This is a genomic window from Streptomyces misionensis (assembly GCF_007896895.1).
GTDB lineage: Bacteria > Actinomycetota > Actinomycetes > Streptomycetales > Streptomycetaceae > Streptomyces > Streptomyces misionensis_A.
Window position 1 is genome coordinate 1 of sequence record NZ_VOGW01000183.1, and the last position, 14121, is coordinate 14121.

The 14121-nt window shown below is 72.8% G+C and carries 9 protein-coding genes; 4 read left to right on the forward strand and 5 right to left on the reverse strand.

Annotation, left to right across the window (positions count from 1 at the left end; genetic code table 11):
* Positions 1-810 (reverse strand): helix-turn-helix transcriptional regulator (locus FRZ03_RS30930; RefSeq protein ID WP_146468395.1); only part of this gene is annotated, 810 nt, incomplete at its 3' end.
* A 98-nt stretch (positions 811-908) separates the two neighbouring features.
* Between FRZ03_RS30930 and FRZ03_RS30935 the strand changes: the two genes are divergently transcribed.
* Both FRZ03_RS30935 and FRZ03_RS30940 read left to right on the forward strand, forming a co-directional pair.
* On the forward strand, positions 909-2672 hold the full coding sequence (locus tag FRZ03_RS30935) for a glycoside hydrolase family 35 protein (protein ID WP_146468396.1): 1764 nt from the start codon (positions 909-911) through the stop codon (positions 2670-2672).
* A 139-nt stretch (positions 2673-2811) separates the two neighbouring features.
* Complete coding sequence (locus FRZ03_RS30940) at positions 2812-3693, forward strand: hypothetical protein (RefSeq protein ID WP_146468397.1); 882 nt, start codon at positions 2812-2814, stop codon at positions 3691-3693.
* A 15-nt stretch (positions 3694-3708) separates the two neighbouring features.
* On the opposite strand, the gene FRZ03_RS30945 is transcribed toward FRZ03_RS30940, so the two are convergent.
* Entirely contained in the window at positions 3709-4434 is a 726-nt protein-coding gene (locus tag FRZ03_RS30945; RefSeq protein WP_146468398.1) for a VWA domain-containing protein, read from the reverse strand.
* A gap of 152 nt (positions 4435-4586) precedes the next feature.
* Here FRZ03_RS30945 and FRZ03_RS30950 point away from each other — a divergent pair, with 152 nt between their 5' ends.
* Entirely contained in the window at positions 4587-5453 is an 867-nt protein-coding gene (locus tag FRZ03_RS30950) for a rhomboid family intramembrane serine protease (RefSeq protein WP_146468399.1), read from the forward strand.
* Positions 5454-5568: 115 nt separating this feature from the next.
* Here the strand turns inward: FRZ03_RS30950 and FRZ03_RS30955 are convergent, their stop codons facing one another.
* From FRZ03_RS30955 to FRZ03_RS30965, 3 genes are all read right to left on the reverse strand, one after another.
* Complete coding sequence (locus FRZ03_RS30955) at positions 5569-7032, reverse strand: glutamate synthase subunit beta (protein WP_146468400.1); 1464 nt, start codon at positions 7030-7032, stop codon at positions 5569-5571.
* Positions 7025-11536, reverse strand: a complete 4512-nt coding sequence (gene gltB / locus FRZ03_RS30960) for a glutamate synthase large subunit (protein WP_146468484.1) — start codon at positions 11534-11536, stop codon at positions 7025-7027. The genes FRZ03_RS30955 and gltB overlap by 8 nt, the downstream gene beginning before the upstream one ends.
* 536 nt (positions 11537-12072) lie before the next feature.
* Positions 12073-12804 (reverse strand): VIT1/CCC1 transporter family protein, encoded by a 732-nt coding sequence (locus tag FRZ03_RS30965; protein WP_146468401.1) that lies wholly within the window; start codon positions 12802-12804, stop codon positions 12073-12075.
* A 272-nt stretch (positions 12805-13076) separates the two neighbouring features.
* On the opposite strand from FRZ03_RS30965, the gene FRZ03_RS30970 reads away from it, so the two are divergent.
* The coding region (locus tag FRZ03_RS30970) for an ADP-ribosylglycohydrolase family protein (protein ID WP_186785716.1) at positions 13077-14121 on the forward strand (1045 nt) is incomplete at its 3' end.

Genomic DNA, 14121 nt, shown 5'->3' on the forward strand with positions numbered 1-14121 from the left:
CCCCTGCTGGGCGCGGAAGCGGGCCGGGGCGAGGCCGACGCGGCGGGTGAACAGCCGGGAGAAGTAGGCGGGATCGTCGTAGCCGACACGGCGGGCGACGGCGGCGACGGGCAGCTCGGTGGCGGCGAGCAGTTCCTTGGCGCGGCCGAGCCGGATGCCGAGCAGATAGTCCTTGGGGGTGCAGCCGGCCGCCCGGCGGACCGCGCCGCGCAGTTCGGCGGTGGTCATGCCGTGCCGGGCGGCGTGGCCGGCGACGCTGAGCGGGCTGCACGCGTCCCGGGCGAGGGCCTTGAGGACCTGGTCGCCGTCGGGGGCGAGGTCGGCGCGGGCGCGGCGCAGCGCGACGAGGAGTTCGTGCACGGCGGCGCCGGTCTCCACCTCCAGCAGCGGGTTGCCGCGGCGGGCGGCGCGGGCGACGCGGGCGACGACCGCGCGCGGCCCGGCGGCGTCGGACAGCGGCACCACGGGCCGCTCGGGCTCGATGTAGCCGAGTTCGGTGTAGGTGGCGGCGGCGGGCCCGGCGAAGTCCACGAAGCCCTCGTCCCAGCCGGTGTCCGGGTCGGGGGCGTAGTGGTGGGGCACACCGGGGGTGAGCCAGAGCAGCGCGGGCGCGGTGACCGCCGTGCGGCGGCCGTCGGCGCCCCGGTACCAGCCGGCGCCGGAGCTGATCACGACGGCCACGTGGTGGTCGAGGGTGCGCGGGCCCACCGTGGGCAGCGCGCCGTGCTGGAGCCCGACCCCGAGGCAGACCAGGCCGAGGCGGTGGTGGGCGGGGCCGGGGCTGAAGAACCGCATCCAGGTCTGGTACATCGCTGCTCCTCCCGGCGTCGGCGGCGGCCGATTTTTGTCCAAGCGGTGCCGATCTTCGTCCATGGCGCGGGGCACCGGAAGGGGTGAGGCTGTGCGCCATGAGCGAGTTCACCGTGGGCGAGACCGACTTCCTGCTGGACGGGCGGCCGGTGCGGCTGCTGTCCGGCGCGCTGCACTACTTCCGGGTGCACGAGGACCAGTGGCGCCACCGCCTGGCGATGCTGCGGGCGATGGGCCTGAACTGCGTGGAGACCTATGTCCCGTGGAATCTGCACGAGCCCGCTCCGGGGCGGTACCGGGACGTGGCGGCGGTCGGCCGGTTCCTGGACGCGGTGCGCGAGGCGGGGCTGTGGGCGATCGTGCGGCCGGGGCCCTACATCTGCGCCGAGTGGGAGAACGGCGGCCTGCCGGCGTGGCTGACGGGCGGGCTGGGCACGCGCGTGCGCACGCGGGACGAGCGCTACCTCTCCCCGGTCCGCGACTGGTTCCGCCGGCTGCTGCCCGAGGTCGTGTCCCGGCAGGCCGACCGCGGCGGCCCGGTGCTCCTGGTGCAGGTCGAGAACGAGTACGGCAGCTACGGCTCCGACGCCGGTCACCTCGCCGCGCTGGCCGAACTGCTGCGCGCGGAGGGCGTCACCGCGGCGCTGTTCACCTCGGACGGCCCCGAGGACCACATGCTGACCGGCGGTTCGCTGCCCGGGGTGCTCGCCACGGCGAACTTCGGCTCCCACGCGCGCGAGGCGTTCGCCGCGCTGCGCCGTCACCGCCCCGAAGGGCCGTTGATGTGCGCGGAGTTCTGGTGCGGCTGGTTCGACCACTGGTCCGGCGAGAGCGCCGTGCGCGACCCCGGCGAGGCCGCGCGGGCGCTGCGGGAGATCCTGGAGTGCGGCGCCTCGGTGAACCTCTACATGGCGCACGGCGGCACCAGTTTCGGCGGCTGGGCGGGCGCCAACCGCGGCGGCGAGCTGCACGAGGGCGCGTTGCTGCCGGATGTGACGTCGTACGACTACGACGCCCCCGTGGACGAGTACGGCCGCCCCACCGAGAAGTTCTGGCGCTTCCGCGAGGTGCTGGCCGGGCACCGGCCGGGCCCGCTGCCCGAACTTCCGCCGCAGCCGCCCGGGTTGGCGGCTCCCGCCGATGTCCTTCTCACCGGCTGGGCCCCTCTGGAGGCCGTCCTGGAGGCGCTGGGCGGTGCGGAGACGTGCTCCCCCCGGCCGCCCTCCTTCGAGGACCTGGGCGTCACCCGGGGCCTGGTGCGCTACCGGGTGGACGTGCCCGGACCGCGCCGCCCTCGTCCGCTCTCGGTGCGGGGGCTGCGCGACCTGGCGGTGGTGTACGTCGACGGCGAGCGGGCCGGGGTGCTCACCGAGGAGGAGCCGCGGCTGCCGGAGCCCGTCGCGGGCCCGGCGCGGGTGGAGCTGTGGGTGGAGTCCCTGGGCCGGGTGAACTACGGGCCGCGCCTCGGCGAGGCCAAGGGGATCACCGGGGGCGTGCTGCACGAGCGGCAGTACCTGCACGGGGTGCGCGCGCGGGGACTGGACCTGGACGCGTTCGAGGACGGGGTGTCGGCGGTGCCGTTCGGCGCGCCGCCCCCGGCGGACGGCGGCCCCGGCCTGTACCGGGGCACGGCCGCGGTCTTCGGCACGGCCGGGGACGCGCGCCTGGAACTGCCCGGCCTGACGCGCGGTTTCGCCTGGGTCAACGGCTTCTGCCTGGGGCGTTACTGGTCGGTGGGCCCGCAGCGGTCGCTGTACGTGCCGGGGCCGGTGCTGCGGGAAGGGACCAACGAGGTGTGGGTGCTGGAGCTGGAGGGCGCGCAGGGGGGTGCGGCGGGGGCGCTCCGGTTGCTGCCGGTGTGAGCGGGCCGGCCGGCGCCGGTGGGAACGCTCCGGTCGCGCCGGGAGGCCCCCGGTCGCCGCCGGTGTGAGCGGGGGCGCGGGGCGCCGGGGCGCCTACCCTGGAGAAGGGCCCACAGGGGGCCATTCTGGGGGTGCCGACGTGGCGGACGGCGGGCCGGTGGAGCACGGGTTCCCGCACCTGGAGACGGTGCGGGCCGCGATCAACGCGCTGTACCGGCGGCTGTCGCCGACCACCGTGCAGACGTTCTCGGCCAGCGTGGTCCCCGCCGACGTGGCGTTCTGCGACACCGACGACCTGCACCTGGGGGCGCAGCGGGTGGCCCGTGAGATCGTGCGGCACTTCCGGCTGCCGGACGCGCGGCTGATCGTCTGCTTCCGGGAGATGACCCATGCCGCGAACATCGAACTGACGGCGGGGCCCGAGTACTTCGTGGAGCTGAACGACCGTTTCCGCACCCACCGGGAGGACATCGGCGCGGCGCTCGCCCACGAGGTGGCGCACGTCTATCTGCACCGGCTGGACCTCGCCTTCCCGACGACCGCGGAGAACGAGATCCTCACGGACACGGTGACCACGTACCTGGGCGCGGGGTGGCTGCTGCTGGACGCCTACCGGGAGGACAAGATCTCCTCGCAGAAGCTGGGCTATCTCACCCCGGAGGAGTTCGGCTACGTGCTGGCCAAGCGGTCCCTGCTGTTCCAGGAGGACCCGTCGGTGTGGTTCACCAGCGCGCAGGCCTACACCGCGTACACCAGGGGCCTGGCCCGCGCGCGCCGGGACGAGCAGCAGCCGCCGCTGACGGGCGCGGGCTGGGCGGGCCGCCGCCGGTACGCGCACGACCGGCGCCACGCCGTGCCGGCGCCGCCGGGCAGCCCCTACTCCTTCGCCCCCGGTCCCTCCGGCGACCTCCGTGTCTCCTTCCCGTGCCCGACCTGCCACCAGCGGATCAGGCTCCCGGTGCGGGGGCGGGTGCGGGCCCGGTGCGGGCTGTGCCGCACCGTGCTGGAGTGCGACACCTGATCGCGCCGGGCCGGTTCAGGAGGGGCGGACGACGCCCGCGGCGCGCGCGGCCGCCAGCCAGGACGGGAACTCGCCGACGAGACGGTCGTACAGCACGTCGTCCGGCACGCTTCGGGGGTCCGGACCCGCGTGGAAGAACCCGGCGTTGTCCACGATCCGCTGCTGCGGCACCGGCAGTTCGTCCAGCCTGCGCAGGAAGTCGAACTGTGTGCTCCGCGGGTCGCCGAAGCCGATGAACTGCCAGAACAGCGGAAGTTTGGCCGACTTGCACAGGTAGCGCTCCGCGGCGGGCCTGCTGGTGGGGCTGCCGTCGGTCTGGAAGACGACCAGGGCGGGGTCCGTCGCGCCGCTGTCCAGGTAGTGGTCGATGACGGCGTCCATCGCCAGGTGGTAGCTGGTTCTGCCCATGTGGCCGAGCCCGGCGGCGATCCGCTCGACGCTGCCCCGGTGGCCGGCCAGGGGGATGTCGGTGACGGCGTCGATGTCCGTGGAGAAGAACACCACCGGCACCCGGCCGTCGTCGTCCAGCTGCGCGGACAGCCCCAGCACCCGGTCCGCGAGCGCCTGCACGCTGCCGTCCCGGTAGTACGGCCGCATCGAGCCGGAGCGGTCGAGGACGAGGTAGACGGCGGCGCGCTGCCCGTCCAGGCCGTGTTTGCGCAGGCTGACCCCGGCCGACCGGTAGGCGTCCACGAGTGCGGGCGCGGTCTCCTCCATCTTGCGCAGGCTGATCGCGGCCATGGCCCCCCCTTCGGCTCTTCGGAGGTCCCGAGCCTAAGGGATCACCGGCAACGGCTGTTTCGCGCCCGTCACACCGGTTCGCTATCTTGATCGCTGCCGCCCCACCGGCCCTTGTCATCCCTTTCCTCTCCCCTTGTCCAAGGAGCCGGCCCGTGGCCGCCGAGTCCGCTGTGACCACCTGTTTCCGTCATCCGCAGGTGGAGTCGCACGTCCGCTGCACCCGCTGCGACCGCTACATCTGCCCCTCCTGCATGCGGGAGGCAGCCGTCGGCCACCAGTGCGTGGAGTGCGTGAAGGAGGGCGCCCGTTCCGTCCGGCAGGCGCGCACCGTGTTCGGGGCCCCGGTCGGCACGGTGCCGCTGGTGACGTACGTGCTGATCGGGCTGAACGTGATCGCCTATCTGGTGGAGCTGGCCCGGCCGGAGTTCGAGTACCGCTTCGCCATGCTCGGCGCCACGCCCGCCGGCCATCTCCCCGAGGGAGTGGCGCACGGCGAGTGGTACCGGCTGCTGACCGGTGCGTTCCTGCATCTGACGCCCGGCGAGGGCACGTTCGGGATCACCCACATCCTGCTGAACATGGTGGCGCTGTGGAACGTCGGCCGGGTCGTGGAGACCCAGCTGGGCCGCATCCGCTACACCGCCCTGTATCTGCTGTCGGCCCTCGGCGGTTCGGTGCTGGAGCTGCTGCTCGACCCCATGTCGTACTCGGTCGGCGCCTCCGGCGCGATCTTCGGGCTCGGCGCGGCCTACTGGGTCATGGGCCGCCGCCTCGGCCAGGACATGCGGGCGGTCAACCGCTCCATGGCGGGACTGCTGCTGTGGCTGGTGATCTCCGCCGGGCTGACCTCCTGGCAGGGCCACCTCGGCGGTCTGCTGGCGGGCGGCGTGGTGACGCTGGCCTTCGCCTACGCGCCCCGCGACGCGCGGCGCACCCTGGTGCAGGCGGGGGTGTGCGTGGCCCTGCCGGCGCTGCTGCTGGTCCTCGCCTGGCTGAAGGCGACCTCGCTGACCGCCTGATCCGGCGCGCCCCGGCACAGCGCAACGGCGCCTGCCCGGTCGTCCGGTCGGGGACAGTGGGCAGGCGCCGTCTGGTGTTCCGCACGCCTTTGTGCGGGACGTCTCGTGGGTGCCGTCAGACCGCCAGGGCGCGGTCCGTCGGGCGGATCGGGGCCGGCAGGTCGCTGGCCCCGGTCAGGTAGCGGTCGACTCCGCGGGCGGCCGAGCGGCCCTCCGCGATCGCCCAGACGATCAGGGACTGCCCGCGGCCGGCGTCACCGGCGACGAACACTCCCGGCACGTTGGTCTGGAAGTCGGCGTCGCGGGCGATGTTACCCCGCTCGTCCAGCTCCAGGCCGAACTGCTCCACCAGACCGTTCTCGCGGTCGGTGCCCGTGAAGCCCATGGCCAGGGTGACCAGCTGGGCCGGGATACGGCGCTCGGTGCCCGGCTTCTGGGTGAGCTTGCCGTCCACGAACTCGACCTCGGCCAGGTGCAGCCACTGCACATTGCCGTCCTCGTCGCCCTCGAAGCGGGTGGTGGAGGCGGAGTAGATCCGCTCGCCGCCCTCCTCGTGGGCCGAGGTGACCTTGTAGAGGATCGGGAAGGTCGGCCAGGGCTGGCCGGTGGGGTGCCGCTCCTCGTTCGGCCGGGGCATGATCTCCAGCTGGGTGACCGAGGCCGCGCCCTGCCGGTGGGCGGTGCCCACGCAGTCGGCGCCGGTGTCACCGCCGCCGATCACCACGACGTGCTTGCCCTCGGCCGAGACGGGCGACACCACGTAGTCGCCCTCCTGGACCTTGTTGGCCAGCGGCAGGTACTCCATGGCCTGGTAGATGCCCTTGAGTTCCCGGCCGGGGACCGGGAGGTCACGGGCGGTGGTGGAGCCCGCGGCGATCACGATCGCGTCGTAGCGCTTCTTCAGGTCGCGCGCGCCCAGGTCGCGGCCGATCTCGACGCCGGTGCGGAAGCGGGTGCCCTCCGCGCGCATCTGCTCGATGCGGCGGTTGATGTGCCGCTTCTCCATCTTGAACTCGGGGATGCCGTACCGCAGCAGGCCGCCGATGCGGTCCGCGCGCTCGTAGACGGCGACCGTGTGGCCGGCCCGGGTCAGCTGCTGGGCGGCGGCCAGACCGGAGGGGCCCGAGCCGATCACCGCGACGGTCTTGCCGGACAGGCGCTCGGGGATGCGCGGGGTGACGTGCCCGCTGTCCCACGCCTTGTCGATGATGGAGACCTCGACGTTCTTGATGGTGACCGGCTGCTGGTTGATGCCGAGCACGCACGCCGACTCACAGGGCGCCGGACACAGCCGCCCGGTGAACTCCGGGAAGTTGTTGGTGGCGTGCAGCCGCTCGTAGGCGGCGGCCCAGTCCTCGCGGTAGGCGTAGTCGTTCCACTCGGGGATCAGGTTCCCGAGCGGGCAGCCGTTGTGGCAGAACGGGATGCCGCAGTCCATGCACCGGCTGGCCTGCTTGCCGACGATCGGCAGCAGGGAGCCGGGGACGTAGACCTCGTTCCAGTCCTTGACGCGCTCGGCGACGGGACGGGTCCTGGCGACCTCGCGGCCGTGGTTGAGAAAGCCCTTCGGATCAGCCATTGGTCGCCGCCTCCATCATCTTCTCGGTGATCTCGGTCTCGGAGAGACCGGCTCGCTCGGCGGCGTCCTTGGCGGCGAGCACTGCCTGGTACGTGCTGGGGATGATCTTGCTGAACCGGGCCGCGGCCGCGTCCCAGTCGGCGAGCAGCTTCTCGGCGACGGTCGAGCCGGTCTCCTCGGCGTGGCGGCGCACCACGTCGTGCAGCCACCGCTTGTCCGTCTCGTCCAGCTCCTGGACGGCGCCCGCGTTGCCCGCGTTGACGTTGGCCGGGTCCAGGTCGATGACGTAGGCGATACCGCCGGACATGCCCGCCGCGAAGTTGCGGCCGGTCGGGCCGAGGACGACGGCGTGGCCGCCGGTCATGTACTCGCAGCCGTGGTCGCCCACGCCCTCGGAGACGACCAGCGCGCCCGAGTTGCGCACGCAGAACCGCTCACCGGTACGGCCGCGCAGGAACAGCTCACCCTTGGTGGCGCCGTAGCCGATGGTGTTGCCCGCGATCGTCGAGTACTCGGCGAGGTGGTCGGCCGCGCGGTCCGGGCGGACGACGATCCGGCCGCCGGAGAGGCCCTTGCCGACGTAGTCGTTGGCGTCGCCCTCCAGGCGCAGCGTGATGCCGCGCGGCAGGAACGCGCCGAAGGACTGGCCGGCGGAACCGGTGAAGGTGATGTCGATGGTGTCGTCGGGCAGGCCCGCACCGCCGAACTTCTTGGTCACCTCGTGGCCGAGCATGGTGCCGACCGTGCGGTTGATGTTGCGGATGGCGACCTGGGCGCGCACCGGCTGGGCCTCGGTCGCGTCGTTCGCGGCCAGGGCGTCGGCGGCGAGCTTGATCAGCTCGTTGTCCAGGGCCTTCTGGAGGCCGTGGTCCTGGGCGACCTGCTGGTGGCGCACGGCGCCCTCGGGCAGGTCGGGCACGTGGAACAGCGGCTCCAGGTCCAGGCCCTGCGCCTTCCAGTGGTCGACGGCGCGCCGCACGTCCAGCACCTCGGCGTGGCCGACGGCCTCCTCGATGGAGCGGAAGCCCAGCTCGGCGAGGAGCTCGCGGACCTCCTCGGCGATGAACCGGAAGAAGTTCACGATGTGCTCGGCCTTGCCGGCGAAGCGCTCGCGCAGCACCGGGTTCTGGGTGGCGATGCCGACCGGGCAGGTGTCCAGGTGGCAGACGCGCATCATGACGCAGCCGGAGACGACGAGCGGCGCGGTCGCGAAGCCGAACTCCTCGGCGCCGAGCAGCGCGGCGATGACCACGTCGCGGCCGGTCTTGAGCTGGCCGTCGGTCTGGACGACGATCCGGTCGCGCAGGCCGTTGAGCAGCAGCGTCTGCTGGGTCTCGGCGAGGCCCAGCTCCCAGGGGCCGCCCGCGTGCTTGAGGGAGGTCAGCGGGGAGGCACCGGTGCCGCCGTCGTGACCGGAGATCAGCACGACGTCCGCGTGCGCCTTGGACACGCCCGCCGCGACGGTGCCGACGCCGACCTCGGAGACCAGCTTGACGTGGATCCGCGCCCGGGGGTTGGCGTTCTTCAGGTCGTGGATCAGCTGGGCGAGGTCCTCGATGGAGTAGATGTCGTGGTGCGGCGGCGGGGAGATCAGGCCCACGCCGGGCGTCGAGTGACGCGTCTTGGCGACCCACGGGTAGACCTTGTGGCCGGGCAGCTGGCCGCCCTCGCCGGGCTTGGCGCCCTGGGCCATCTTGATCTGGATGTCGTCCGCGTTGACCAGGTACTCGGAGGTCACGCCGAAGCGGCCGGAGGCGACCTGCTTGATCGCGGAACGGCGCGCGGGGTCGTACAGCCGCTCCGGGTCCTCGCCGCCCTCACCGGTGTTGGACTTGCCGCCCAGCTGGTTCATGGCGATGGCGAGGGTCTCGTGCGCCTCCTTGGAGATGGAGCCGTACGACATGGCGCCGGTGGAGAACCGCTTGACGATCTCGCTGACCGGCTCGACCTCCTCGACCGGGATCGGCGCGCGGTCCGAGGAGAAGCCGAACAGGCCGCGCAGCGTCATCAGGCGCTCGGACTGCTCGTTCACCCGGGCGGTGTACTTCTTGAAGATGTCGAACCGGCCGGTGCGGGTGGAGTGCTGGAGGCGGAAGACCGTCTCCGGGTCGAACAGGTGCGGCTCGCCCTCGCGGCGCCACTGGTACTCGCCGCCGATCTCCAGGGTGCGGTGCGCCGGGGCGATGCCGGAGGCCGGGTAGGCCTTGGCGTGGCGGGCGGCCACCTCGCCGGCGATGACGTCGATGCCGACGCCGCCGATCTTGGTGGTGGTGCCGTTGAAGTACTTCTCCACGAAGGACTCGTCCAGGCCGACGGCCTCGAACACCTGGGCGCCCCGGTAGGAGGCGACGGTGGAGATGCCCATCTTGGACATGACCTTCAGCACGCCCTTGCCGAGGGCGTGGATGAGGTTCCTGATGGCCTTCTCGGTGTCGATGCCGTCGAGGAAGGTGCCCGCGCGCAGCAGGTCCTCCACCGACTCCATCGCCAGGTAGGGGTTGACGGCGGCGGCGCCGTAGCCGATCAGCAGGGCGACGTGGTGGACCTCGCGGACGTCGCCGGCCTCGACCAGCAGGCCCACGTGGGTGCGCTGCTTGGTGCGGATGAGGTGGTGGTGGACGGCGGCGGTGAGCAGCAGCGAGGGGATCGGCGCGTGCTCGGCGTCGGAGTGCCGGTCGGACAGGACGATCAGCCGGGCACCGTTCTCGATGGCCGCGTCGGCCTCGGCGCAGATCTCCTCGATGCGGGCGGCCAGCGCCTCGCCGCCGCCGCTCACCCGGTACAGGCCGGAGAGGGTCGCGGCCTTGAAGCCGGGCATGTCGCCGTCGGCGTTGATGTGGATGAGCTTGGCCAGCTCGTCGTTGTCGATCACCGGGAAGGGCAGCAGGACGGACCGGCAGGAGGCGGCGGACGGCTCCAGCAGGTTGCCCTGCGGGCCGAGCGCGCTGCGCAGCGAGGTGACCAGCTCCTCGCGGATGGCGTCCAGCGGCGGGTTGGTGACCTGGGCGAACAGCTGGGTGAAGTAGTCGAACAGCAGGCGCGGGCGCTCGGACAGGGCCGCGATGGGCGAGTCGGTGCCCATGGAGCCGATCGGCTCGGCGCCGGTGCGGGCCATCGGGGCGAGGATGACGCGCAGCTCCTCCTCGGTGTAGCCGAAGGTCTGCTGGCGGCGGGTGACCGAGGCGTGGGTGTGCACGATGTGCTCGCGCTCGGGCAGGTCGCCCAGCTCGATCTCGCCGGCCTCCAGCCACTCGGCGTAGGGCTGCGCGCCGGCGAGGGACGCCTTGATCTCGTCGTCCTCGATGATGCGGTGCTCGGCGGTGTCCACGAGGAACATCCGGCCGGGCTGGAGGCGGCCCTTGCGGACGACCCGGGCCGGGTCGATGTCGAGGACGCCGACCTCGGAGCCGAGCACGACGAGGCCGTCGTCGGTGACCCAGTAGCGGCCGGGACGCAGACCGTTGCGGTCGAGCACGGCGCCGACCTGGGTGCCGTCGGTGAAGGTGACGCAGGCGGGGCCGTCCCAGGGCTCCATCATCGTGGCGTGGTAGCCGTAGAAGGCGCGCCGGGCCTGGTCCATCGAGGCGTGGTTCTCCCAGGCCTCCGGGATCATCATCAGCACGGAGTGCGGCAGCGAACGGCCGCCGAGGTGCAGCAGCTCCAGGACCTCGTCGAAGGAGGCGGAGTCGGAGGCGCCGGGGGTGCACACCGGGAAGATGCGCTCCAGCTTCTCCGCGGGGCCGAACAGGTCCGAGGCGAGCCGGGACTCGCGGGCGCGCATCCAGTTGCGGTTGCCCTGGACGGTGTTGATCTCACCGTTGTGGGCGATGAACCGGTACGGGTGCGCGAGCGGCCAGGAGGGGAAGGTGTTGGTGGAGAACCGGGAGTGCACCAGCGCGATCGCGGAGGCGAAGCGGCGGTCGGACAGATCCGGGAAGAAGGGCTCCAGCTGGCCGGTGGTCAGCATGCCCTTGTAGACGATGGTGCGCGCGGACAGCGACGGGAAGTAGACGCCCGCCTCGCGCTCGGCGCGCTTGCGCAGCACGAACGCCTTGCGGTCCAGCGCGATGCCCGTGCTCTCGCCGTCGCTCACGAAGATCTGCCGGAAGACCGGCATGGTGGAGCGGGCGGTGGCGCCCAGCAGCTCGGGGGCGACCGGGACCTCGCGCCAGCCGAGGACGGTCAGGCCCTCCTCGCCGGCGATCGTCTCGATGGCCGCGACGGTGTCCTCGGTGCCGTCCTCGGGCAGGAAGGCGATGCCGACGGCGTACGAGCCGGCGGCGGGCAGTTCGAATCCGGCCACCTCGCGGAAGAAGGCGTCCGGCACCTGCGAGAGCAGGCCCGCGCCGTCGCCCGAGTCCGGCTCGGAGCCGGTGGCGCCGCGGTGCTCCAGATTGCGGAGCACGGTGAGCGCCTGCTCGACCAGGGTGTGGGAGGCCTCGCCGGTGAGAGTGGCGACGAAACCGACGCCGCAGGCGTCGTGTTCGTTGCGGGGGTCGTACATACCCTGCGCAGCAGGGCGAGCATCCATGAACGACCAGTTCTGGCCGTTCTCGGAATGCTGGGACGGCTGGCGCGGCGTACGCATCGGCTCTCCCGTCGTCGTCATGTGGCATGTGGCGTGTGCCGAGGGACGACGTTGGCCCTCTGCGGGTGGCGAAATTTCGTGCAGGTTACATGATGGCCATGATCTCGGAAAGCGGAAGCTCCGTTCCAAAATGCGGACACCACGGGGTAGGTGGCGGGGGTGCCAGGGTGCCGCGCGGAGGCGGCGGGGGCAACCGCACGAAGCGGCCGGTGCCGCACGAGGCGGCCAGTGCCGCGCGGAGGCGGCGAAGGCGTGCGGGGCCACTGCGACACCATCGGTCCTGCCGGTGTCCATCGGCCCGAAAAAGCGGGGGGATCGTCGTCGGCCCACCCCGCGGGGGTGCGGCAGGCGTCATTGCCCACAGCGCTTACGGCTCATGCCCCGTGGTCACGCATCCGAAACCAGCGGGTAACGGCTACTTATGCGGCCCATCGCATAGGTAGCGGATGCGGTCATCCTACGGCCGTCCCGAACAGCACGCCCAGGGCGTACGTCACACCGGCGGCCGCGCCGCCCAGCGCGAGCTGCCGCAGGCCGCTGAACCACCAGCTGCGCGCGGTCACCTTCGCCACGACGGCACCGCAGCCGAAGAGCCCGATCAGCGCGAGCACCAGGGCCGGCCACAGCGCGGTCGCACCGAGCAGGTACGGCAGCACGGGCAGCAGCGCGCCGAGGGCGAAGGAGCCGAACGAGGAGACGGCCGCGACCAGCGGCGACGGCAGGTCGCCGGGGTCGATGCCCAGCTCCTCGCGGGCGTGTATCTCCAGCGCCTGCTCGGGGTCCTCGGACAGCTGCCGGGCCACCTCGCGGGCGAGCTCGGGGGCCACACCCCGGGCGACGTAGAGCGCCGCCAGCTCGTCCTCCTCGTCCTGCGGGTGCCGGCGCAGCTCACGGCGCTCGACGTCCAGCTCCGCCTGGACCAGCTCGCGCTGGGAGGCGACGGAGGTGTACTCGCCGGCCGCCATGGAGAAGGCGCCCGCGGCGAGCCCCGCGAGTCCGGTGATGACGATGGTCTGGTGACTGACGGAGCCGCCGGCCACACCGGTCATCAGGGCGAGGTTGGAGACCAGGCCGTCCATCGCACCGAAGACGGCGGGGCGCAGCCAGCCGCCGTTCACATCGCGGTGCGTGTGGTTGTCGCGGTGCGCTTCGTGCAGCGCGGCCTCGGTTTCGATGATGGCCATGAGGTTCCCCGATTAAGCTTAGCCAAAGCTAACTTTGGACGAGTTCTACTTTTCGACTACAGGGAATCTACGTCGTTCGCGGCCACGCCGCCAGCAAGGGAAGGCTGGGCTAACCTGCGGCTTTACGCTTTGTGTGCTCATCCGGGCCCCTTTCCACTCAGGTGGCCGAGCGGGTGACAGGCACCTTTCCGAGGCACGCGCACCGGTCCGTGGGGGGACACATCCGCAAAGGGTCCGCGGGCCCAGGTGGGCCCCGCCGAAGGAGACCGCCCATGGCATCGACCGCCTGCACTCCCCCACCCCCGCTGCCGTCGTCCGCGGCGGCCCCCGGGCTGCGCGACCGGGCCCGGGGCGCCCTGCTCGGCCTGGCCGTCGGCGATGCGCTCGGCGCCCCCGCGGAGAACCTGAAGCCCTCCGAGATCCGCGCCCGCTGGGGCCGTGTCACCGGCTTCGTGACGGACGAGCCGCAGGGCACGGACGACACCGAGTACGCCCTCTTCTCGGGCCTGCTGCTGGCCCGGCACGGCTCGGCGCTCACCCCGGCGCACGTGGAGGCGGCCTGGCACGAGTGGATCGCCGACCGGGCCGAGGGCACCTTCCGCGGCGCGGGCTTCAGCGAGCGCGGCACGCTGGAGAACCTGCGCCGGGGCCTGGCCGCGCCGGTCTCCGCCCAGCACCGGCACGCCTGGAGCGACGGCCTGGCGATGCGGGCGGCCCCCTTCGGGGTGTTCGCCGCCGGGCGCCCGGGGGAGGCGGCCCGCCTGGTCGCGATCGACGGCTCGGTCAGTCACGAGGGGGAGGGCATCCACGGCGGCCAGGCGGTCGCGGCCGGGGTGGCGGCGGCCATGGCGGGCGCACCGGTCCCGGTGGTGATCGCCGCCGCGCTCGCGGTGATCCCGGAGGACTCCTGGACCGCCCGCTCGCTGCGCCGCGCCGTGGCCGTCGCCCACCGCGGCGAACGCGCGGTCCGCTCCGCCGTCGTCATCGGCGGCTACCCCTGGACCGACCTCGCGCCCGAGGCCGTCGCGCTCGCCTTCGGCGCCTACGCCACGGCCGACGGTGACTTCCGCGAGGCGGTCCTCACGGCCGTCAACATGGGCCGCGACGCCGACACCACGGCGGCGGTGGCGGGCGCCCTGGCCGGCGCGACGCAGGGTGCCGCCGCGATCCCGCCGCACTGGGCCGCCGCGATCGGCCCGGTGCGAGGGCGGTGCCTGCCGTCGATGGCGGGACGGCGGGTGGTGGAGGTGGCGGACCTGCTGATCCAGCCCACCGAGCCGGCCGTGTCATCCCCGCCCCCGACGCTCCGGCTCCCCG